We start from the raw sequence: 21,464 nt of genomic DNA on the forward strand, positions 1-21,464 counted from the left end.
TATCTCCTATCTTTTCGTATAGTTTGGTGATTCTCTTGTAATTGTAATATCGTGTGGGTGGTTTTCGATTAAAGAAGCTGGGGAAATTTTAACGAATTTTGCTTTTTCATAAAGTTCGTTTAAGTCCTTGCTCCCTACATAACCCATACCAGATTTTAAACCACCTAGTAATTGGTAGACTACTTCGCCAACTGGTCCTTTGTAGTCTACTCTACCTTCTACACCTTCTGGAACATATTTTTTAGTGTTTGTTTGGAAATATCTATCACCTGAACCATCTTTCATAGCTGCAAGAGATCCCATACCGCGGTATTCTTTATATTGTCTACCTTCAAAAAGAATAGTTTCTCCTGGTGATTCTTCAGTACCTGCAAATAGGGAACCTGCCATTATTACAGAAGCACCACAAGCTAGGGCTTTTGTGATATCACCTGAATATTTAATACCACCGTCTGCTATCACTGGTATATCATGTTTTTTAGCTTCTTCAACACAATTAATAATTGCAGTTATTTGTGGAACACCAATACCTGTTACAACACGTGTTGTACAAATTGATCCTGGGCCAATTCCTACTTTTATAGCATCTGCACCAGCTTCTATTAAATCTTTGGCAGCTTCAGCTGTAGCAATATTTCCTGCTATTATTTGTAGGTCTGGATATTTTTCTTTGATATCTTTTATTGCAGCAACTACGTTTTTAGAATGACCGTGGGCTGTATCTACTGTAATTAAATCAACATTTGCTTTTACTAAAGCCTCTACTCTATCAAACATATCATTTGTGATACCTACTGCAGCTCCTACTAATAGTCTATTATTTTCATCTCTAGCTGAGTTTGGATATTGTTTTGACTTTTCGATATCTTTTATAGTTATAAGGCCCTTTAGCTTATTATCGCCATCTACTATTGGAAGTTTTTCTACTTTGGCAGATTCCATTAATTTTATGGCTTCTTGCATTTTGATACCTTCATAACCTAGAGTAAGATTTTCCTTGGTCATGATGTCATCAATTTTTACATTTAGGTCATCTTGAAATCTTACATCTCTATTTGTAAGAATACCTTTTAAGTACATATCTTTATCTACAATAGGTACACCAGATATTCTGTAGTTGTTCATAATATCTAGAGCATCTTGTAAGATGTTTTCTGGATGTAGATAGAAAGGATCAGTTATTACTCCATGTTCTGATCTTTTTACTACATCTACTTGTCTGGCTTGTTCTTCTATCGGCATATTTTTGTGAATAATTCCTATACCACCTTGTCTTGCCATAGCTATAGCCATTTGTGATTCGGTAACTGTATCCATACCAGCAGACATCATTGGTATATTTAATTTAATTTTTTTAGTTAGATAAGTAGTTGTATCTACTTGGTTTGGTAAAACTTCTGATGGTCCTGGTATTAATAACACATCATCAAAAGTTAGTGCATCTCCTAAAAATTGCATTATACATCCTTTCTAAAATATTCAACGGCATTTTCAAATATATTTTCTCTATTTACATCGTATACGTTTTTAAATAGATTTTCATCTATTCTTTCAGCATGGCCCATTCTTCCTAAAATTTTACCATCTTTTGATATAATTCCTTCTATATTATAGTTTGAGCCATTTGGAGAAGTTTCATAAACTGAAAATACTTGGTCATTTTCTAATAATTCTTGTAATTTTTCTTCATTTACTATAAATCTTCCCTCACCGTGAGATATTGGAATTCTATGAGTTTTTTCTAAATCTACTCCCCTTGTCCATGGACTGTTATTTGTAAGAGTTTTTGTATTTACAAATGTTGCTATATGGCGGGAGCTGGTATTATTTGTAAGGGTTGGGTCATTATCATTTGGTACAAGAACTTCTCCATAAGGAAGCAATCCTGTTTTTACCAAGGCTTGGAAGCCATTGCAAATACCTAAAATTAATCCATCATTTCTATTTAATAGGTAATCTATAGCTTGGGCAATCTTTTCATTTCTTAATATATTTGCTAAAAACTTAGCTGACCCATCTGGTTCATCTCCTAGGGAGAAACCACCTGGAATTACAAAGATTTGAGATTTTCTAATCTCTTTATCCAGTCTATCTATAGATTCTTCTATATCTTTTTCATTTTGGTTTTTAAAGACTAAAATTTCTGTATCAGCCCCAGCTTTTCTAAAGGCATCTTGGGTATCCCATTCACAGTTTGTTCCTGGGGCAGCAAGTATAATTGCTCTTGGCTTATCTACTGGTTTGTCTGATTTTAATTTTCTATTAACTTTTTCGGTTTCTAGTTGTTGATATTCTACTTCTTCATAGCCAGGGAAAACTTCATCTAGACTGTGAATATATGAATAAGATAAATTATCTTCATCCAATTTCTCACCATTTACAATAATATCGTCAGAAAAGCTTCCAATATTTTCTATAAAGTCACGGTCATCTTTGTATTCTACAACAAAGGATCCATACATAGGATTATAAAGATTATCATAATCTAAAGTAAATCCAGTATTTCCAATAGCCTGTTCATAAATATTTGATAAAAGTCCTTTTCTGTCTAAAGCTATAGCTGAGATAACATTGCCATCTCTGATATCTTTTATTAGATTTTGGTAATTATTTTCTAATTCTTTTAAATCAAGAGTTCCATCTTTTTTATAAAATGTTTTTATAAGCCCAAGCTTACCTTCACCCTTTAAATCATTAGAAATAATATTTTCTACATCTTCAGTAGTAACTGCAAAGGATATAAGTGTTGGTGGTACTTTTATATCTTCAAATGTCCCACTCATACTATCCTTACCTCCTATTGGTGGCATGGAGAAGTGATTTGTTACTTCAAAAGCACCTAATAGTGATTTTAACGGCTTAGACCAGGCTTCTTTACTATCCATTTTTTCATAAAACTCTTGGAAAGTTAGTCTTATTTGTTTTAAGTCTGATCCAATAGCTACTAGTTTTGATATAGATTCAACTACTGCATAGTAGCCACCTAAGTATTGACTTTCAGATGATAAATATGGGTCAAATCCATAGGTCATTATAGAAGCAGTATTTGAAACTCCTTCATCAACTGGAAGTCTTGCTGCCATAACTTGAGATGGATTTAATAATTTTTTTCCACCTAATGGATTAAGCACTGTATTTTTTCCGACTGATGAATCAAACATTTCTATCAGGTTTTTCTTAGATGCTACATCTAGTGATTCTACTTTTTCATAGAATTTGCTTGGATCATTATCTTTATCAGTTAATATAGTTGGGATATCTTCGCTTACTACTTTTACATCAGCATATCTATCAGCACCATTTGTATTTATAAAATCATAAGAAATTTTAGCTATAACTTCATCTTTATAGTACATGGTCATAGTATTATTGTCAGTTATAGTCGCTACTTCTGTCGCTTCTAAGTTTTCTTCACAGGCTAAGTTCATAAAGTTTTCTTTATCATCTTTTGAAATTACTACAGCCATTCTTTCTTGTGATTCTGATAAGGCTATTTCAAATGGTTTTAATCCCTTATATTTTAGTGGAACTCTATCAAGATAAATATCAATTCCATCAGCAAGTTCACCAATAGCAACAGCTACTCCACCTGCTCCAAAGTCATTACATTTTTTAATAAGCTTGGCAGCCTCTGGATTTCTAAACAGTCTTTGGATTTTACGTTCTTCTGGTGCATTTCCCTTTTGTACCTGAGCTGATTCTGTTTCAATAGAGCTTATATTATGAGATTTTGATGAACCTGTTGCTCCACCTACTCCATCACGGCCAGTTTTTCCTCCAAGAAGGATTACTTTATCTCCTGGAGCAGAATCAATTCTTTTTACATTTTCTGCTGGAGCTGCAGCCATAACTGCTCCACACTCCATGCGTTTGGCTTTATAGCCTTCGTGGTAAAACTCATCTACAAGGCCTGTAGCAAGTCCTATTTGGTTACCATAAGAAGAATAACCTTGAGCTGCTTCATAGGTGATTTTTGCTTGGGGAAGTTTACCTTCTAAAGTTTCGCTATAATCTTCTTTTATATTTGCAGCTCCTGATAATCTCATAGATTGGTAAACATAAGCCCTACCAGAAAGTGGATCACGGATAGCCCCACCTAAGCAAGTTGATGCTCCTCCAAAAGGTTCGATTTCTGTTGGATGGTTATGGGTTTCGTTTTTAAACATTAAAAGATAATCTTCTAGACTTTCTTTACCATCTTTTAAAACTCTAACCTTCGTATAAATAGAACAAGCATTTATTTCACTTGATACTTCTAGGTCATCAAAGTTATCATTAGCCCTCATATACTTAGCAAGAATTGTACCAAAACTCATTAGATTTATAGGTTTTTTGATATCTAATACTCTTCTCATTTGTAAATATTTTTCAAAAGAATCTCTAATAGCCTCATCTAAAAGAGTAGCTGTATCAAATTCAATATCTAAATATGTATTAAAGGTTGTATGTCTACAGTGATCTGACCAATAGGTATCTAAGATTTTTATTTCAGTTTCGTTTGGATCACGATTTTCTTCAACAAAGTAATCCCTAACCATCCTGATATCATCTAGGCTCATAGCCATTGCATTTTCTTCTAAGAATAGGCTTAGGTCTTTGTCATCATAATCTCTAAAACCATCATAGGTTTCATTTTCTAGATTTTTATCATGGTCAGTTTTTAAAGTTGTTGGTATGCCAATAAGGCTTACTTGTTGAGAATCAACTGGATTTATTAAAAATTCTTCTATTTTTACTAAATCAGCTTCGCTTACCTTTGATATTTCATAAACTGTAGATGCTTTTACTTCTAAGTTTTCATCATTAATTATAAGAGATGCAGTATCTATCACACCTTTTTCCCTAGGATTAAATTGGCCTGGTAGATATTGGCTAGCAATTACGTTTTTAAATGAAGCTTGTAAATTCATCGCATCTTCAAAGGCATATACTTCATCTATAGGTGCTTCTGCTAAAACCTGATATAATATTTTTTCTAGATTTTCATCACTTGTTTCAATATCATATCTTTTAAAGATTTTTAAATCGTCTAGGTCTATGTCTAAGGTGTTGTTTATCTTGGTCTTTAGATTTTGTGATTCAAAGTCAAAAGAATCTTTTCTTCTAACATATACTCTTTTTACGGATGGACCTATATCTTTTCTATAGTATTTACCGTCAAAATCTATTTTTTTAGCATCTTTATATATATCTTCTATTGCTTTATCAAAACTATCAGCTGTGGCAACTATATTTAAAACTCTGCCGCCAGCAGTTAAAACTTTTCCGTTTTCTACCTTTGTTCCTGCATGGTAAATGGTTGATTTAATATCTTCGCCAAAACTTATTTCTTTATTTTTTTCATAAGTTCCTGGGTATCCTTCTGACGCTAGGACTAAGCAAGTAGCTTTTTTATCATTTATTTTTAAATTTACTTCATTTAATTTTGCATCAGATGTATCCATTAATAATTCTAAGATATCATTATCTATCAATTCTAAAACAACTTGAGTTTCTGGATCCCCGAATCTTACATTAAATTCTAAAACATAGATTCCAGATTCATTTATCATAAATCCTATGAATAAAACTCCCCTGTAGTCAATATTTTCTTGGTTAAATCCTTCTACAATTTTTGGTAAAATATCTGCCGCGATTTTTTCTTTATAGGCTTCTGCTTCTACATTTGGAGCATAAGTTCCCATGCCTCCAGTATTTGGACCTAAATCTTTATCATAAATTCTTTTGTGGTCTTTGCTTGTTGGCAATGGAATTATTTCTTTAGAGTCAGTCAGGCAAAGTAGGCTCATCTCAAAGCCATCTATATATTCCTCTATAACTATTTCTTTATCCTTTGAAAAAATATTAGTTATAGTTTTTTCTAGTTCTTCTTTATCTTCTATAATATAAACACCTTTGCCAGCAGCTAGGCCATCTCTTTTTAAAACAACTATGCCTTTAGTTTCCAATAAATTTTTAGCATACTGGATAGCTTCATCTTTACTTTCAGTTCTAAGATAAGCAGCTGTTTTTATTCCATACTTTTCTAAAAATTCTTTGGTATAGCCCTTGCTTGCCTCAAATTTGGCAGCATTTTTATTTACTCCAAATATCTGCAAGTTATTTTTTTCAAATTCATCTACAATACCCAGAGATAAAGGTAGCTCTGGGCCCACTACGGTGTAGTCGATACTATTTTCTTTTGCAAACTCCACTAATTTATCAATTTCATCTACATTTATATCTATATTTTTACCGAGCTCAGCTGTGCCTCCATTGCCCGGTGCAAAAAATAAATTTCTATCTTCTTTTGATATTTTTTTGCCCAGAGCGTGCTCTCTACCACCTGAACCAATAATTAATATGTTCACTAAATTTCTCCTTAATGTTTAAAGTGACGTGACTTACCAAATACCATGGACATGCTGTATTCATTACACTTATCTATAGAATCTTGGTCTTTGATAGATCCACCTGGTTGGATAATTGAGCTAATGCCCATTTTATGAGCAAGCTCTACAGTATCTGGGAATGGGAAAAATGCATCTGATCCCATAACAGCTCCAGTAAAGTCTCTATCTTTAAAGTGATCTTTTATAGATTCCAAAGCCCAAATTCTAGATTGTTGACCTGCTCCACATCCTAAAGTTTGCATATCTTTTGCAACTACGATTGCATTAGATTTTACATATTTTACAACTTTTTGAGCAAATAATAGGTCTTTGATTTCAGCTTCTGTTGGCTTTTTATCTGTTACTATTTCTAACTCATCTTTACCAAAGTCTTTGCCTTGGATAAGAACTTTTCCGTTTAGGTATCTGATTTCTTCTTTTACAGTTTCATTATCAAAGTTTACTTTTACTAATCTTACATTTTTCTTTTGAGTTAATACTTCTAAGGCTTCATCTGTAAAGTCTGTTGCTGCAACAATTTCAAGGAAGATTTTGTTCATCTCTTCTGCTGTTTTTTCATCCACTATGCCATTTACTGCAACAATTCCACCAAAAATTGATTGACTATCACATTCGTAGGCTTTAATGTATGATTCGTAAATTGATTCTCTTTGAGCAACCCCACATGGTGATTGGTGTTTAAGTGCTACTACTGCATTTCCCCCCAACTCTTGGGCAAGTTCTAAAGCTGGATTTAAGTCGTTGTAGTTGTTATAGCTCATTTCTTTACCATGGATAACTTCCATATTATCCATTAGACCTTTTACAAATGGGTCATTGTAAAGAGCTGCTTTTTGGCCAGGATTTTCTCCGTATCTTAAATCACTTTCTTTTTCAAAACCATAAGTCTTGTATTTTCCTTCTTCACCAGTTAATTCTGAGAAGTATCTTGCTATTACTGAGTCATAAAAAGCTGTTAGGTTATAAGCTTTCATAGCTAGTTTTTGTCTGTATGATAAGTCTACATCATCATTTTCAATTCTTTCTAAAAGCTCATTATAGTCAGATGGATCAGTTACTATTAAAACATCTTTGTGATTTTTTGCAGCTGATCTTACCATTGAAGGTCCACCAATGTCGATATTTTCTATAATTTCATCTGGGTTTCCTTTTTCTAAAGCTTTTTGAAATTCATAAAGATTTACCACAACTATATCTATAGGCTTGATATTATGTTCTTTTACTGTTTTTACATGACTATCTTCATCTCTTTTATAAAGAATACCACCATGTACGTATGGAGAAAGTGTTTTTACTCTACCTTCTAAGATTTCTGGGAAATTTGTAATCTCATCTATCTCAATAGCTTCTACACAACTCTCCTTTATTTTTTTGTATGTACCGCCTGTAGATACAATTTCTACGCCTAAATCACTTAAACCTTTTGCAAGGTCTTCGATGCCTGTCTTATCTGTTACTGAAATTAATGCTCGCACTCATCTTCCTCCAATTTTTTTATTACTTCTTTTAATGTCTGATGTTCTATCTTTAAAACTTCTTTACTTATTTCTTCTGCACTTTGGCATTTACTTATATCTACTTCTTTTTGTAAGATGACATCACCCTCATCTAGGTTTTCATTTACAAAATGTACTGTAACTCCACTTATCTTTTCTTTATTTTCGAAAACTGCATTGTGAACATTCATTCCATAAAATCCCTTGCCCCCATATTTTGGCAATAAGGATGGGTGGATATTGATAACTGTAAATTCATCTAGAATTTTTTTACTAATTTTTACCAGATAACCTGCTAGTACTATTAGGTCAATATCATACTCTTTTAGATTTTTTATTATCTCATCTTCATCTTTGCTTATTAAATAATCTATATTATTATCTCTGGCATATCTTAGACCGGCTGCATCTTTATTAGCTACGACATAATTTATTTTACTATCAAAAAACCCAGAATTTTGAGCATCTATAAGTGCTTTAAAATTGCTCCCGCCTCCTGATATAAAAACTGCTAGATTCATATTTCATCCTTTTTTACTGGATAATCTCCTGTAAAGCAAGCTTTGCAGTAATTATCTTTGTTTTCTAAAAGGTTTAGCATACTGTCTAGGTCTATAAATTCTAAACTATCCGCCCCTATTTGCTTTCTAATTTCTTCCTTACTTAAATTTGCTGCTATAAGATTTTTTCTATCTGGCGTATCTACCCCATAATAACAAGGATACATAAATGGTGGTGATGTTACTCTAAAGTGCACTTCTTTGGCTCCAGCTTTCCTCATTCGTTGAATAAGCTTTGCACTAGTTGTACCACGCACTATAGAATCATCTACTAAAACTATACTCTTGCCATCAACTACAGACTTTTGGGGGCTAAGTTTTAATTTTACTGCTAAATCTCTTTCTTTTTGACTAGGTTTTATAAATGTCCTACCCATGTACCTATTTTTTACTAAGCCTTCTGCAAATGGTATACCAGATTCTTGGGCAAACCCTATAGCAGATGGTGTACCAGAATCTGGCACCGGACAAACCAAATCAGCCTTTACTGGAGCTTGCCTGTATAAAACTTCACCGCATCTTCTTCTAAACATATAAGAGTTTACATTTTCGACATTTGCATCCGGTCTTGCTATATAAACACTTTCAAAAACACAGTGTTTTTTAGATATTTCTTTTTCTGCTGGATAGGAATGTACCCCCTCATCATCTATTACAATAATTTCTCCAGGCTCAAAATCCCTATAATCTTCAATATCAAGTATTTCTATTGCTGCATTTTCACTAGAAACTACTACATTATCACTATTCATTCCTAGCATCAAGGGTCTAAATCCATGATAATCTCTAAAAGCAATTATTTTATCAGGCATAGTTACAACACAAGAGTAGGCGCCCTTTATAACTTCCATAGTTTTTCTAATAGCTTTTATAATATCGCCTTCAAAATACCTAGCTAGTAAAAGCAAGATTAGTTCACTATCAGTTTGAGTGTGAAAGGAGATCCCCTCATCTTCTAATGCTTGCTTTAACAAATCATAATTACTTAGATTACCATCATGGGCTAGTCCAAATTCTTGATTTTTACTAAAACTTACTAAAGGTTCTATGTTGTAATCCTTGTTGCAACCAGAAGGAGAGCTTCTCACATGACCTATCCCTATTTTGTAATTATCCTTTTCTAAGCTAGTTTCTCTAAAGACCTCATTAACAAGGCCCATTCCCTTTATACGATTTAAACTAAATCCATCAGAGAGAATAATTCCTGTAGAATCTTGGCCCCTATGTTGGATAGAGCTTAATGAGTATAAAAGTTTTTGAAATATACTATCATCTGTTTTTATTGCTACTACACCGCTCATAACTAAATTCTATCAACCTCCTTAGTCTATTAAAAACAATAAAGAAAAAGAGAACCCTTTTGTGGGTTCTCTTTTAGGCATAGCAAACTAATGCTATTGTAAATCTTAATTTTTTGATGTAGGCAAAGATAGAGTATGATACACAAGAAAAAACACTTTCTGCCGCAAATGTATTGTTGATGATACATTTATTATCCATAATACCCCTCCATCTATCCCTTAAAATTTTATATAAGACTATTATAAATAATTTTAGAAATATTTCAAGTGGAAATATTAAAAAAATTTTACAAAGTTAGAATAATCCTACAATCTCGCCATTTTCATCTAGGTCAATTTGATATGCATTTGGTATTTTTGGAAGGCCTGGCATAGTTAGTACGTTGTCTGTATAAACCACTAAAAAGCCTGCACCAGCATTTACCCTTACATCTCTTACTGTTATCTCATAATCATCTACAGTTATATTTTTATTTGGATCATCAGATAAGGAATAAGGAGTTTTTGCTACACATATAGGTAAATTGTCATAGCCCATACTTTCAATTTTTGCAATAGCCTTATCAGCCTTTGTTGTGTATACTACACCTTTAGCTCTATATATTTCTTTAGCTATGGTTTCTATTTTTTCTTTAGTTGGTAGTTTTTCATCATATAAATATTTAAATTCATTATCATTTTGGCAAAGCTCTACTAAATTACTAGCTAGTTCTACTCCACCTTTTGATCCATCAGCAAATACAGTTGTTTCTATAGCTTTTACACCTAATTTTTCGGTAAGTTCTTGCACTAAAGCAATTTCTTTATCTGTATCAGTTGCAAATTTATTTATCGCTACTAGGATGTTGTTACCAAATTTTTTCATGTTTTCAATATGAGTTTTTAGATTTTTAAAGCCTTTTTCTAAATATTCTAAGTTTTCAGCTGCTAACTCATCCAAAGGCATACCTGCATGGTATTTTAAAGATCTAACTGAAGTAACAATTACTGTTGCATCAGGCGCTAATCCACCTAACCTACATTTGATATCATTAAACTTCTCAGCACCTAGGTCAGCACCAAATCCTGCTTCAGTTACAACATAATCAGCTATACCAAGGGCAGTTTTCGTAGCTATCAGAGAGTTACAACCGTGCGCAATATTTGCAAATGGACCTCCGTGGATGATAGCTGGTGTATTTTCTGTTGTTTGTACCAAATTTGCTTTTAAAGCATCTTTCATAATTACTGCAACTGAGCCAGTAGCTTTGATATCATCAACCGTAACAGGATTGTTTGCATAATCATAAGCTACGATCATCTTGCTAACTTTTTCTTTAAAATCTTGCATACTTGTTGCAAGACAAAGTACTGCCATCATTTCTGTAGCAACTGTTATATCAAATTTATCTTCACGGGTTACCCCATCAGTTCTATTACCTAAGCCTATTACTATATTACGAAGCGCCCTATCATTAAGATCTACACATCTTCTCCAAACTATTTGATTTGGATTAATGTTTTTTTCATTGCCTTGGTAGATGTGGTTGTCTAAAATAGCAGCAACAAGGTTTACTGCAGATGTTATAGCATGAAAATCTCCTGTAAAGTGCAGGTTTATCTCATCCATTGGTAAAACTTGGCTATAACCACCACCTGCTGCTCCACCTTTTCTACCAAAAGATGGTCCTAGGGAAGGCTCTCTTAAAACTGAAATAGCACTTTTGCCAATATTATTTAATGCCATTGATAAACCAATGTTCATAGTGGTTTTTCCTTCACCACTTGGTGTAGGGTTTGTCGCTGTTACTAAAATTAATTTTGATCCTTCTTTTTTCTTATCTGCATATTCTAGGTCTAGCTTTGCCTTGTATTTTCCGTATTTATCGTAGTTTTTTACACCCAGTTTTTGGCAAAGCTCATCAATCTCTTCTAGTTCAATCTCTCTTGCAATTTCAATATCTGTTTTCATAACTCAACCTTTCATAAAAAATAATGTAACATTATCTTATTTTTAAAGATAAATAAATTTTAACTTTAAGTATATTATCTAATAATAAAATTAATAATCAATATTTTATATAAATAAAAAAACCCAAGTCTGCATTTTCGAAAAACTTGGGTTTATATTTTGGGTAATATTCTTCTATTATATAGTTATATCTTTACCTTCAAGGATAAGGTTCATATTTCTCATAGAGCACATTGACCCACACATAGTACATGTATCTTCCTCTTCAGGTGCTGATGCTGCTCTATATGCTCTACATTTTTCAGGATCCATAGCAAGTTCAAACATACCTTCCCAATCAATTTTTTGTCTTCTCTTACTCATTTCAAGATCCCAGTCAGCTGCATCTTTTAATTTTGCTATATCACCTGCATGAGCTGCAATTTTTGTTGCAACTATACCTTCTTTTACATCATCTACATCTGGTAGTCTTAAGTGTTCTGCTGGAGTTACATAGCATAAGAAATCTGCCCCATGACTTGCTGCAATAGCTCCACCGATAGCACTTGTTATATGGTCATAGCCTGGAGCAATATCAGTAACTAGAGGTCCTAGAACATAGAAAGGTGCATTGTGACATAATTTTTTTTGTAATTTTATATTTGTTTCAATATCATTTATTGGAACGTGACCTGGTCCTTCAATAATAACTTGGACATCTTTTTCCCATGCTCTTTTTGTAAGCTCACCTAAAGTTATAAGTTCAGCAATTTGAGCAGGGTCAGTAGCATCGTGGATACCACCTGGTCTTAGTGAATCACCAAGTGATAAGGTCACATCATATTCTCTTAAAATATCTAATAATTCATCATAGTATTCGTAGAATGGGTTTTCTCTATCATTCATCATCATCCAGCCAAATAATAAAGATCCACCACGAGATACAATTTCATTTACTCTTCTGTTTCTTAAAAAGATTTCAGCATTGGCTCTGTTGATACCACAGTGGATTGTTACAAAGTCTACACCATTTTCAGCATGATTTCTAACTACATCTAGAAATTCTTCAGCCTTAATGTGGCTTAGACCCTTATCTAAAAATCCGATTGCATCATACATAGGAACAGTTCCTATCATTGCAGTAGATTTTTCGATTAATCTTTCTCTAAATTCTTGAGTTTTTCCATAGTTTGAAAGGTCCATGATTGATTCTGCTCCCATTTTAAGAGCCATGTCAACTTTTTCCATCTCAAGATCTAGGTCGTTAATATCTTTAGAAATACCAAGATTAACGTTTATCTTAGTCCTAAGACCTGTACCAATTCCTTCTGGAGAAATTGAATTGTGATTGATATTTCTAGGAATAGCAATCTCACCTTTGGCAATTTTTTCAACTAAGTACTCTTCGCTAACATTTTCTTTTTTTGCAACTATCTTCATTTCTTCAGTTACAAAACCATGCTTAGCTGCTTCCATCTGTGTCTTATATTTCATAAATTAAAAAAACCTCCTAAAAATTACTTATAGGAGTATAAATATGCTCCATTCCCGTGCAGGCATTATCCTGATTGGTTTAATGGTCGAAGTCAAAACTTCCTCTCAGCACAAAGCTCCCATAGGTTGATAATTTACATTTATTATTATAAGGGAGTTTTTATAATTTGTAAACTAAATTTAAAAATAATAGGCTTTAAAAAAGCCCTATAGTCTTTAAATTAAGGGCTTAGATAAATTTTATTTTTATACTGGGTTTATCTTAGTAGTATTAGCCATTTCTAATAGCTTTTTTTATCTCTCTTTTGTGCCTTCTTTTTGATAAATCTATTGGGCAATTTCAAGTTTTTCTTTTATATATAAAATATCTTCATAAGATAATATTTCATCATAGGCTTGAGACTTTATAATTTTTGATACTTTGGATATCTTGCAAATACTTGCTCTACTTGTATCTACATTTACCTTGGCTTCATTTGAGAAAGCAATTATGGAATAATAAGGCAAGTTTTTATATTCTTTTCCTATAGCATTTTTTATAGCTTTTATATGTGCATAGTTTTGATTTATAGGGTTCATAAATTTATATTTATTTCCATAAATATTATAGGTCCATTTTTTACTATTTTCAGACCCATATATAATTCCTTTATAATTTTTAGTTTCGATAACATAGATTCCATAGATTGAGATGACTACATGATCTATTTGAGTAGCACTTGTATTACCCCCATAATTTCTTAGGGTAAGGTTATTTAAAACTAAATATTTCTTTTTATTTAGTTTTCTAAGCTTTCTTTTTACAGCTAACTCTCCTACATCACCCTTAAACCTATTTTCTAAAAATTTTAAAATGAGTAGAAATAAAATAAATAATACTAAATATATATAAGCTTTTTTCATCAACACTCCAAACTACCAAGCATTTTTTACTAAATTCTTCTAATCTTCTTCATTGCTCTTTTTTACAAATTTTAAAGAAAATTTTGATTTTAATTTTTTAAAAAACATACTAATATTATAATTTTTTTGAAAACATAAAGTTGATTCAATAACTGATATATCATCTACTTTTTAATCTATGATTTCTAATTTCCTCACTTCAACACCCTCTTTTGAAGTAAAATTTAAGAAATTAACCTGATCAAAATTATAAGCGTCAAAAACCATCGTGTAAGATTTTATCACCCTTTTATTAATAAAATCACTAAAACCTTTAAGTGAAACTAGGGTAATTAGACAAATTATAGTTGCAATTAAAGCTCCTTCATAGTATTCAATCCCTACAGCAAGCCCAAATGCTGCAGATAGCCACAATGTAGCGGCTGTAGTAAGTCCTGAGACTGCATTCTTTTTTTTGTAAAATAGTGCCAGCTCCTAAAAATCCTATTCCACTTACAACTTGTCCAGCCAGTCTTGATGCATCCCATCCCTTGCTATATAATCCTTCAAATCCATTTACTCCAATAAGCATAATAAGACAAGAACCCACACTAACAATGATATGAGTCCTAAAGCCTACTGCCCTTTTTTTATCTCTCGCTCTATTCCAATTATAGCTCCTAAAAAAGCAGCTAAAAGTAACCTAGCTGCAACTATAAATATATCCATACTCTTCCTCTATAGACTAATAATAACTATAATTAAATTTTATGTTAATATTATAATTATATAATATATAAATTTAATTTTAAATGTTAACTTTATTTTATTTATTAAAATAATTATCATAATTATTAATTAAAAATCTTAATCTTTTAACTTCTGAAGATAACAACTCTTTTCCCTCATCAGTAAGAATATAATACTTGCCTTTCTTATCAGTTTGAATCCTCATTATTAAATCATTTTCTAAAAACTGGGCTAATAAAGCATACAAAGTGCCAGGTGCTAATTTTATTCTGCCCTTTGTAATTTCATTAACCCAGGAGGTTATTTCTGCTCCATTTCTAACTTCTCCTAGGGCTAAGAGAGTAAAATACATCGGCTCAGTTAGTGTTTGAAATTGATCTCTAGCCATCTCTAATCTCCTAAGAGCTCTTTTAAAGCTACCTGTATTTTTTTATTATTAATATCACCCATTACCTTTAAGACTGTTTGATTATCTAATATTATATAGGCATTTTCATATGCTAGGCTGTAGGTCTTTTCGTAAGGAAGATTACTACTTATATCTTTAATTAAGTCTGAATTATATGGATGGTTTCTGGCATTTTTTACCTCTCTATCAAATAAAGTATTTGCTAAATTACTATTTTTAACTACAGTTTTCTCCACCTGTAAATCTAAATCATCATTATTATAAATTGTGTGACTTTTTGCCAGCAAGCTTTTATTAAGTGGAACTTGTTCAGATGTATCAATACTTTTATAGCTATCCGGTATAAAAGATAGGCTATTAACAGTAATGAAGGCTGAGATTATAGTTATAAAAGCTACTAATAGAATCATTATTATCTTTTTATTTTTTGTCTTAAAATTTGTTTGCTTTATCTTTTTTATCGAAATAAAAATAATTAAAGCAAGTAAAATTGGCAACAAACCTATTAGGAGAAATCTATTATTTAATGAACTAGATATTAAATTACTAACAATTCCAATAATCAGTAAAGTAAATCCTAAGATTAATATTGCAAGATAAGATTTTGAATAAGAAATTTTTGAAAATTTAATATCTCGCATATATTTCACATTTTTATTCTTATTTCTAAAGGAAATATTATCTATTATTGATAATCCAGCAAAAACTAAAAATAATATGCTTGCAGGATACAAAAATAGGATTAAGTTAGAATAAAATATATCAGAAGAATGAAAACTTGCACTCATAAAAAAGAAATTAAGTAATAAAACAAGTCCTGTCAAAATAAGCGTAATTATCTCACCCTTTATTCCCTTATTTAGAATTTTTAATTCTTCCACATCATCATTATAAAGAGATTCAGCTGCGTCTTTTTCTAATTTATATAGGTTCATATTAAAAGATCTATCTACTAACTTCCAACCAAATTCTTCAGACATATTATCAAAATCATCAAGCTCACTTTTAGTAAAGGATGAAAAATAACTTTCATTTTGAGCTAAAGATATCTTATAGTCTATATTCTCTGCTTTAGACTTCTTAAACTTATGAATAAAAGGAAGAGGTATTTTCTCTATTTGCCAACCCTTTTTGGCCATATCTTCATACCATTTCTCTATTAAGCCAAAGTCTGAGTAAGTTAAATATCTAAATTTTAGCATTCAATTACCTCCTTTTAATATCGAGTATCGATATTAATATTATATATCGATATTCGATATTATTCAAACTTTTTAGAAATTTCGTGAAAATTATTTATAGCTGGAAGTTTTCTGATATTTTTATTTAAAGCCCAGTATATAGCAACTAGAAGTATGATTATACTTGCTATAAAAATAGTTTTAGCACTTGATAAATACTCTCCTAAATAACCACCTAATAAAGCTCCTAGCGGTGCCATAAAGGTTGATATACCTACCATAGCTCCCATAGCAGATCCTATTTTTTCACTAGAAACTATCATCTGTACCATAGTTTGAGCATATACATTAACTATTCCTACTACAAGCCAACCAAGAGCATATAATCCGACTGCTATCTTTATATTTGTAGAAAAGTAAGAAACTCCAATCCATGCTAAGGCTACAGCAATCATTCCAAATACATAAAGTCTTCCCAAAGCTATATTTTTAAACTTTGGAATACCAGCAAATAAAGAACCAAGCAAAACTCCACCTCCCATTCCTGCAAGCATTAAGCTATAAAAGATTTCATCATTCGCAAAGGCTGGTAAAACAGCACTTATAGATGTGGCAGAGAAATTTATAAAGACAACTCCAAGCACAAGAGCAAAAATTCTAGAATCCTTAAACAAAGCAAGACCTTCTTTAAGACCTTCAAAGTGATTTTTTATTATAGATTCATCTGATATTTTTATTCTCTGTTTAGTTTGACCAAGCTTTTTTGATAAAATACAAAATAAAAGTCCTGTTAAAATAAAACTCACACTATCAGCATAAAATGCAGTCATAAAGCCAAATATAGATATAATGAAACCTGCTAGGGTGTCAAATATTGCGTTTGATCCTTGATAGGCCATGGTCATTAAAGAGTTTCCTGTAACAAGTTCTTCTTTAGAAAGAATTTTAGGCAAAAGAGAAATCTGGCCAGGATAAACTAGTTGGTTTATCAAGGAAATTATTGGCATTAGAATCATAATGTGGTAAATATTTAATTTTTCCAAGTAATGCAAGACTGGAATAATTAATATTAAGATAGCTTGTATAAGTTGGGATAAAATCAAAAATTTCTTCATATTAATCTTATCCAAAATAGGACTTAAAAGTAATTGAACAATGGCTGTTGATGAGGTTAGAAATAGGGTTATACCTGAATATACAGTAGATCCACTCATCTGATATACTAAGAGAGTCGAAGCAATTGCATAAAGACTATCTCCAAAATTTGTAATAAGTCTTCCTAAAAATAGTATATAAAAGTCTTTGTTTCTAATCATTTTTAACATTCTCCTTATATTTAACGTTTTGTTTTATTTGACAGTTAGATATTTTTTTACCAGTAAGCATTACTTACTGGTTTTAAGATAATTTATAAATTTGTACTTGGTAGGTTCCACTAGCTTCATCAGGTTCACTATAACTTTTTATCAATTCATTTAATTTTTTTTCAAATGAATCATAGGATTTACTAGGAATTTTGAAAGTGAATTGTTTTTCTTCTAAATTTTTATTAAATATTTCACTATTTGGTATAAAAGCTTTGGCTACTGGTAGGAAATATTTTTGGGTAATCCCATTTATTAGCCCCGTATCCACGACCTCTATAATTCCATTTTGTTCTAATATTTTAAGGTGATAATGGATTTTTGATCTACTCACTCCTAAAGCATCTGATAAATCTTGGGCAGTTTTAGGTTTAGTTCCTAGTTTCATAATGATTTTAAGTCTTGTGGGGTCACTAACTATATTCACTTCTTCTAGTGAATCTAATATATGAACTTCTTTCAAAATATTACCTCCATTTTTAATATTAAATATATCATATCTTATTTTAAAAATCTGTCAAATATTTTTTAACGTTAAGTTTATATATCAAATCTAACTATTCATTCAATTATTTTTTAATAAATTCTTATAAATAATCTAAATATGGCTTCTAAGAATTCACTATAAATTCTTAAAAGCCATTTATTAAAATCCAAATTGAGAAATTTAATTGTACAAATCTTAAGCTTTATTCCTTAAATAGCATCAAAGGCTTGTTCTATATCTGCTATAATATCATTAATATGTTCTGTTCCTATTGATAGACGTACTGTTGCTTTTCCTATACCTTGGCTTTCTAATTCTTCATCATTTAATTGGGAGTGAGTAGTTGTTGCTGGGTGAATTACTAAGTTTTTTACGTCAGCTACATTTGCTAGGTTTGAAAATATTTTTAGCTTATCTATAAAGGCACGAGCATCTTCTTCGCCACCTTTTACATCAAAGGTAAAGATACTTCCTGCTCCATTTGGGAAATATTCTTTATAACGTTCATGGTCAGGATGGTTTTTTAATGATGATGGTCGAAGTCAAAACTTCCTCTCAGCACAAAGCTCCCATAGGTTGATAATTTACAATTACTATTATAAAGGTGTTTTTAGAATTTATAAAATATTATTAAAATTAAATAGTATAAAACTAAATAAAAGCAAAAAATAATTGAAATCCGTATGGTTCAAATCTGATATTTATATTATAATCTATATAATAAGGAGAAGTTTATGGAAGAGAAGAAAAAACTAAAATTTATTTTTATTGCATTTATCCTTTTAATCAGTTTTGGAATCCTAGGTTATATGTATTTATTAGACCTTAATTTTGTAGATGCACTATACATGACCGTGATAACTGTATCTACCGTAGGTTTTGGTGAAGTTGGAATTTCTAGTGACCAGTCTGAACTATTTTCCGTACTGATGATATTTTTAGGAGTTGGCATAGTTGGATATGCTTTTACTACATTTGTAGCAATGCTTGTAGAGGGTAAACTAGTAGATTTATGGAAGGGAAGCAAGATGGATAGGAAAATTTCAGCTTTAAATAATCACTATATAATATGCGGTTCTGGAGAAATAGCAGAGGTAATTATAGATAATTTTTTAGAAAACAATTTGGATTTTGTTGTAATAACTAATAAGACTAGAGATTTGGATGAATACAGTCATGATAATATTTTAGTAATAGAAGGCCAATCTACAGAGGAAAGTGTACTAGAACATGCTGGTATTAATAAAGCTAAGGGACTAATCTCAACCCTAGATACGGAGGTAGATAATATTGTAACCGTTCTTACAGCTAGAAATATTAATAGGGAACTATATATTATTGCCAATGCTATAAGTAAAGCTGGTAGCAAAAAATTATTAAAAGTAGGGGCTAACAAAACTTTATCAGCCGCTGAAATAAGTGGAAATAGAATGGCTTCACTAATGATAAAACCAAATATAATTTCTTTTTTGGATGTAGTTACCAGAATCGGTGATGTAGAATTAGACCTAGAAGAAGTTGTAGTTAAAAAAGGATCATATCTTGAAAATATAAGCCTAGTTGAAGCCCAGATTCCAAATAAAACAGGTCTTATAGTGCTTGCAATAAAAGAAAATACAAACGGCCAAATGATTTTCAATCCTCCCGTTGATTATATATTTAAAATAGGAGATATTTTAATAGTGTTAGGAAAAGAAGAACAGATTGAAAAGTTAAAATACCTAAGCGAATAAGCTTCTTAAATCTTTATTAGAGATTAATTGTGAGCAAAACTTATTTATATAAAAGCATCTATCATATTTGATAGATGCTTTTTTAATTTTTAAATAGAATTTAGAGCTTGTTCTATATCCGCTATAATATCATCAATATGTTCTGTTCCTATTGATAGACGTACTGTTGCTTTTCCTATACCTTGGCTTTCTAATTCTTCATCATTCAATTGGGAGTGAGTAGTTGTTGCTGGATGTATTACTAGACTTTTTACATCGGCTACATTGGCAAGGTTTGAAAATATTTCTAGATTATCTATAAAGGCACGAGCATCTTCTTCGCCACCTTTTACATCAAAGGTAAAGATACTTCCTGCTCCATTTGGGAAATACTCTTTATAAAGTTCATGGTCAGGATGGTTTTTTAATGATGGATGGTTTACCTTTGTCACTTTTTCGTGATTATTTAAATATTCGACTACTTTTAGGGCATTTTCTACATGGCGCTCTACTCTTAATGAAAGTGTTTCTACCCCTTGTAATAATAAGAATGCATTAAATGGTGATATAGATGCTCCTGTATCTCTAAGTAAGATTGCTCGTATATACGTTGTTAGTGGTCCTTGAGCTGCTGCTTTAGTAAAGGATACACCATGGTAGGATTCATTAGGCTCTGATAAATTTTTAAATTTACCAGAAGACGCATAATCAAAAGTACCATTTTCTACTATGATGCCACCTAGGGTAGTTCCGTGACCTCCAATAAATTTTGTAGCAGAATGAATTACTACATCTGCTCCATGATCTATTGGTCGAATTAAGTATGGGGTAGCAAAAGTGCTATCTATCACTAGTGGAATGTTATGTTTGTGGGCTAGAGCAGCTACTTCATCAATGTTAATAATATTGCTATTTGGATTACCTAAAGTTTCGATAAATATTAGTTTTGTATTTTCTTTGATAGCTGCTTCAAAGTTTTCTACTTTAGATGGGTCTACAAATGTAATATCCACCCCATAATCAGGAAAAGTGTGGCGTAAATAGTTGTAGGTTCCTCCATAAATAGTCTCTGCAGATACAATATGATCCCCTTTTTGAGCTAGAGCTTGGAAAACGTACGCTGTAGCAGCTGCACCACTTGCAACAGCTAAAGCTGAACTACCACCCTCTAGGGCTGCAAGACGTTTTTCTAAAACATCTTCAGTTGGATTTGTTAATCTACCATATATATTTCCAGCGTCTGTTAGGGCAAATCTACCTTGAGCTTGGTCTGTATCCTTAAATACATATGAAGTTGTTTGATATATAGGAACAGCACGGGCTCCTGTAGCTGGATCTGGCTCTTCTTGTCCAACATGTAGGGCTAGGGTTTCAAATTTTGCTTGGTTAAGTTCTTTGGTCATGATAATTTTCTCCTTAATTTTTGTTTTTTATATTTACTAATAACGTGTACTTATTTTAATCATTTTTAAACAGTTTTAAATTATAAGGAGATACATTCGTTCA

Annotated in this window: 17 protein-coding genes and 1 pseudogene; 1 reads left to right on the top strand and 17 read right to left on the bottom strand. The window is 31.6% G+C overall.

Annotated elements, in window-relative coordinates:
- Positions 1-6 precede the first annotated feature (6 nt).
- From guaB to AB9Q04_RS00275, 16 genes and pseudogenes are all read right to left on the bottom strand, one after another.
- Positions 7-1,458, bottom strand: a complete 1,452-nt coding sequence (gene guaB / locus AB9Q04_RS00200; RefSeq protein ID WP_410023394.1) for an IMP dehydrogenase — start codon at positions 1,456-1,458, stop codon at positions 7-9.
- Positions 1,458-6,350, bottom strand: coding sequence for a phosphoribosylformylglycinamidine synthase (locus AB9Q04_RS00205; protein ID WP_410023395.1), 4,893 nt, complete (start codon positions 6,348-6,350; stop codon positions 1,458-1,460). The genes guaB and AB9Q04_RS00205 overlap by 1 nt, the downstream gene beginning before the upstream one ends.
- A gap of 11 nt (positions 6,351-6,361) precedes the next feature.
- Positions 6,362-7,867, bottom strand: a complete 1,506-nt coding sequence (purH, locus tag AB9Q04_RS00210; protein WP_410023396.1) for a bifunctional phosphoribosylaminoimidazolecarboxamide formyltransferase/IMP cyclohydrolase — start codon at positions 7,865-7,867, stop codon at positions 6,362-6,364.
- The gene (gene purN, locus AB9Q04_RS00215; RefSeq protein ID WP_410023397.1) at positions 7,855-8,409 is read right to left on the bottom strand and encodes a phosphoribosylglycinamide formyltransferase; all 555 of its coding nucleotides are present in this window, start codon (positions 8,407-8,409) and stop codon (positions 7,855-7,857) included. Before purN ends, purH begins: the two co-directional genes overlap by 13 nt.
- Positions 8,406-9,749, bottom strand: coding sequence for an amidophosphoribosyltransferase (gene purF / locus AB9Q04_RS00220; protein ID WP_410023398.1), 1,344 nt, complete (start codon positions 9,747-9,749; stop codon positions 8,406-8,408). The genes purN and purF overlap by 4 nt, the downstream gene beginning before the upstream one ends.
- Positions 9,750-9,822: 73 nt before the next feature.
- Positions 9,823-9,948 carry a hypothetical protein gene (locus AB9Q04_RS00225; RefSeq protein ID WP_410023399.1) on the bottom strand — a complete coding sequence of 42 codons (126 nt, stop codon included), beginning with the start codon at positions 9,946-9,948 and terminating at the stop codon, positions 9,823-9,825.
- Positions 9,949-10,044: 96 nt separating this feature from the next.
- Positions 10,045-11,700: a formate--tetrahydrofolate ligase gene (locus AB9Q04_RS00230; RefSeq protein WP_410023400.1), complete on the bottom strand. Its 1,656-nt coding sequence runs from the start codon at positions 11,698-11,700 to the stop codon at positions 10,045-10,047.
- 177 nt (positions 11,701-11,877) lie between these two features.
- On the bottom strand, positions 11,878-13,173 hold the full coding sequence (gene thiC, locus AB9Q04_RS00235; RefSeq protein WP_410023401.1) for a phosphomethylpyrimidine synthase ThiC: 1,296 nt from the start codon (positions 13,171-13,173) through the stop codon (positions 11,878-11,880).
- Between the two features lie 327 nt (positions 13,174-13,500).
- A complete protein-coding gene (locus AB9Q04_RS00240) occupies positions 13,501-14,076 on the bottom strand; it encodes a nuclease-related domain-containing protein (RefSeq protein WP_410023402.1) in 576 nt (191 codons plus the stop codon).
- Positions 14,077-14,247: 171 nt separating this feature from the next.
- Positions 14,248-14,490 (bottom strand): MgtC/SapB family protein, encoded by a 243-nt coding sequence (locus AB9Q04_RS00245; protein ID WP_410023403.1) that lies wholly within the window; start codon positions 14,488-14,490, stop codon positions 14,248-14,250.
- On the bottom strand, positions 14,450-14,665 hold the full coding sequence (locus tag AB9Q04_RS00250) for an MgtC/SapB family protein (protein ID WP_410023404.1): 216 nt from the start codon (positions 14,663-14,665) through the stop codon (positions 14,450-14,452). Before AB9Q04_RS00250 ends, AB9Q04_RS00245 begins: the two co-directional genes overlap by 41 nt.
- 216 nt (positions 14,666-14,881) lie before the next feature.
- Positions 14,882-15,193, bottom strand: coding sequence for a PadR family transcriptional regulator (locus AB9Q04_RS00255; RefSeq protein WP_410023405.1), 312 nt, complete (start codon positions 15,191-15,193; stop codon positions 14,882-14,884).
- A gap of 2 nt (positions 15,194-15,195) precedes the next feature.
- Entirely contained in the window at positions 15,196-16,416 is a 1,221-nt protein-coding gene (locus AB9Q04_RS00260; RefSeq protein WP_410023406.1) for a DUF2812 domain-containing protein, read from the bottom strand.
- Between the two features lie 59 nt (positions 16,417-16,475).
- Positions 16,476-17,720, bottom strand: coding sequence for an MFS transporter (locus AB9Q04_RS00265; RefSeq protein ID WP_410023407.1), 1,245 nt, complete (start codon positions 17,718-17,720; stop codon positions 16,476-16,478).
- Between the two features lie 73 nt (positions 17,721-17,793).
- A complete protein-coding gene (locus AB9Q04_RS00270) occupies positions 17,794-18,222 on the bottom strand; it encodes an ArsR/SmtB family transcription factor (RefSeq protein ID WP_410023408.1) in 429 nt (142 codons plus the stop codon).
- A gap of 233 nt (positions 18,223-18,455) precedes the next feature.
- Positions 18,456-18,764, bottom strand: a pseudogene (locus AB9Q04_RS00275) (PLP-dependent transferase); the annotation flags it as partial.
- A 216-nt stretch (positions 18,765-18,980) separates the two neighbouring features.
- Here AB9Q04_RS00275 and AB9Q04_RS00280 point away from each other — a divergent pair.
- Positions 18,981-19,979 carry a potassium channel family protein gene (locus AB9Q04_RS00280; RefSeq protein ID WP_410023409.1) on the top strand — a complete coding sequence of 333 codons (999 nt, stop codon included), beginning with the start codon at positions 18,981-18,983 and terminating at the stop codon, positions 19,977-19,979.
- 89 nt (positions 19,980-20,068) lie between these two features.
- Here the strand turns inward: AB9Q04_RS00280 and AB9Q04_RS00285 are convergent, their stop codons facing one another.
- The gene (locus AB9Q04_RS00285) at positions 20,069-21,361 is read right to left on the bottom strand and encodes an O-acetylhomoserine aminocarboxypropyltransferase/cysteine synthase family protein (RefSeq protein ID WP_410023410.1); all 1,293 of its coding nucleotides are present in this window, start codon (positions 21,359-21,361) and stop codon (positions 20,069-20,071) included.
- Between the last annotated feature and the right edge of the window lie 103 nt (positions 21,362-21,464).

Source organism: Anaerococcus groningensis, assembly GCF_046365465.1.
Classification (GTDB): domain Bacteria; phylum Bacillota; class Clostridia; order Tissierellales; family Peptoniphilaceae; genus Anaerococcus; species Anaerococcus groningensis.

Bases quoted from the DNA above. Each gene is read 5' to 3' on its own strand.
- thiC (WP_410023401.1), bottom strand. From the start codon at position 13,173: ATGAAATATAAGACACAGATGGAAGCAGCTAAGCATGGTTTTGTAACT.
- AB9Q04_RS00225 (WP_410023399.1), bottom strand. From the start codon at position 9,948: ATGGATAATAAATGTATCATCAACAATACATTTGCGGCAGAAAGTGTT.
- purN (WP_410023397.1), bottom strand. From the start codon at position 8,409: ATGAATCTAGCAGTTTTTATATCAGGAGGCGGGAGCAATTTTAAAGCA.
- AB9Q04_RS00280 (WP_410023409.1), top strand. From the start codon at position 18,981: ATGGAAGAGAAGAAAAAACTAAAATTTATTTTTATTGCATTTATCCTT.
- AB9Q04_RS00265 (WP_410023407.1), bottom strand. From the start codon at position 17,720: ATGTTAAAAATGATTAGAAACAAAGACTTTTATATACTATTTTTAGGA.
- guaB (WP_410023394.1), bottom strand. From the start codon at position 1,458: ATGCAATTTTTAGGAGATGCACTAACTTTTGATGATGTGTTATTAATA.
- AB9Q04_RS00260 (WP_410023406.1), bottom strand. From the start codon at position 16,416: ATGCTAAAATTTAGATATTTAACTTACTCAGACTTTGGCTTAATAGAG.
- AB9Q04_RS00285 (WP_410023410.1), bottom strand. From the start codon at position 21,361: ATGACCAAAGAACTTAACCAAGCAAAATTTGAAACCCTAGCCCTACAT.
- purF (WP_410023398.1), bottom strand. From the start codon at position 9,749: ATGAGCGGTGTAGTAGCAATAAAAACAGATGATAGTATATTTCAAAAA.
- AB9Q04_RS00255 (WP_410023405.1), bottom strand. From the start codon at position 15,193: ATGGCTAGAGATCAATTTCAAACACTAACTGAGCCGATGTATTTTACT.
- AB9Q04_RS00240 (WP_410023402.1), bottom strand. From the start codon at position 14,076: ATGAAAAAAGCTTATATATATTTAGTATTATTTATTTTATTTCTACTC.
- AB9Q04_RS00230 (WP_410023400.1), bottom strand. From the start codon at position 11,700: ATGAAAACAGATATTGAAATTGCAAGAGAGATTGAACTAGAAGAGATT.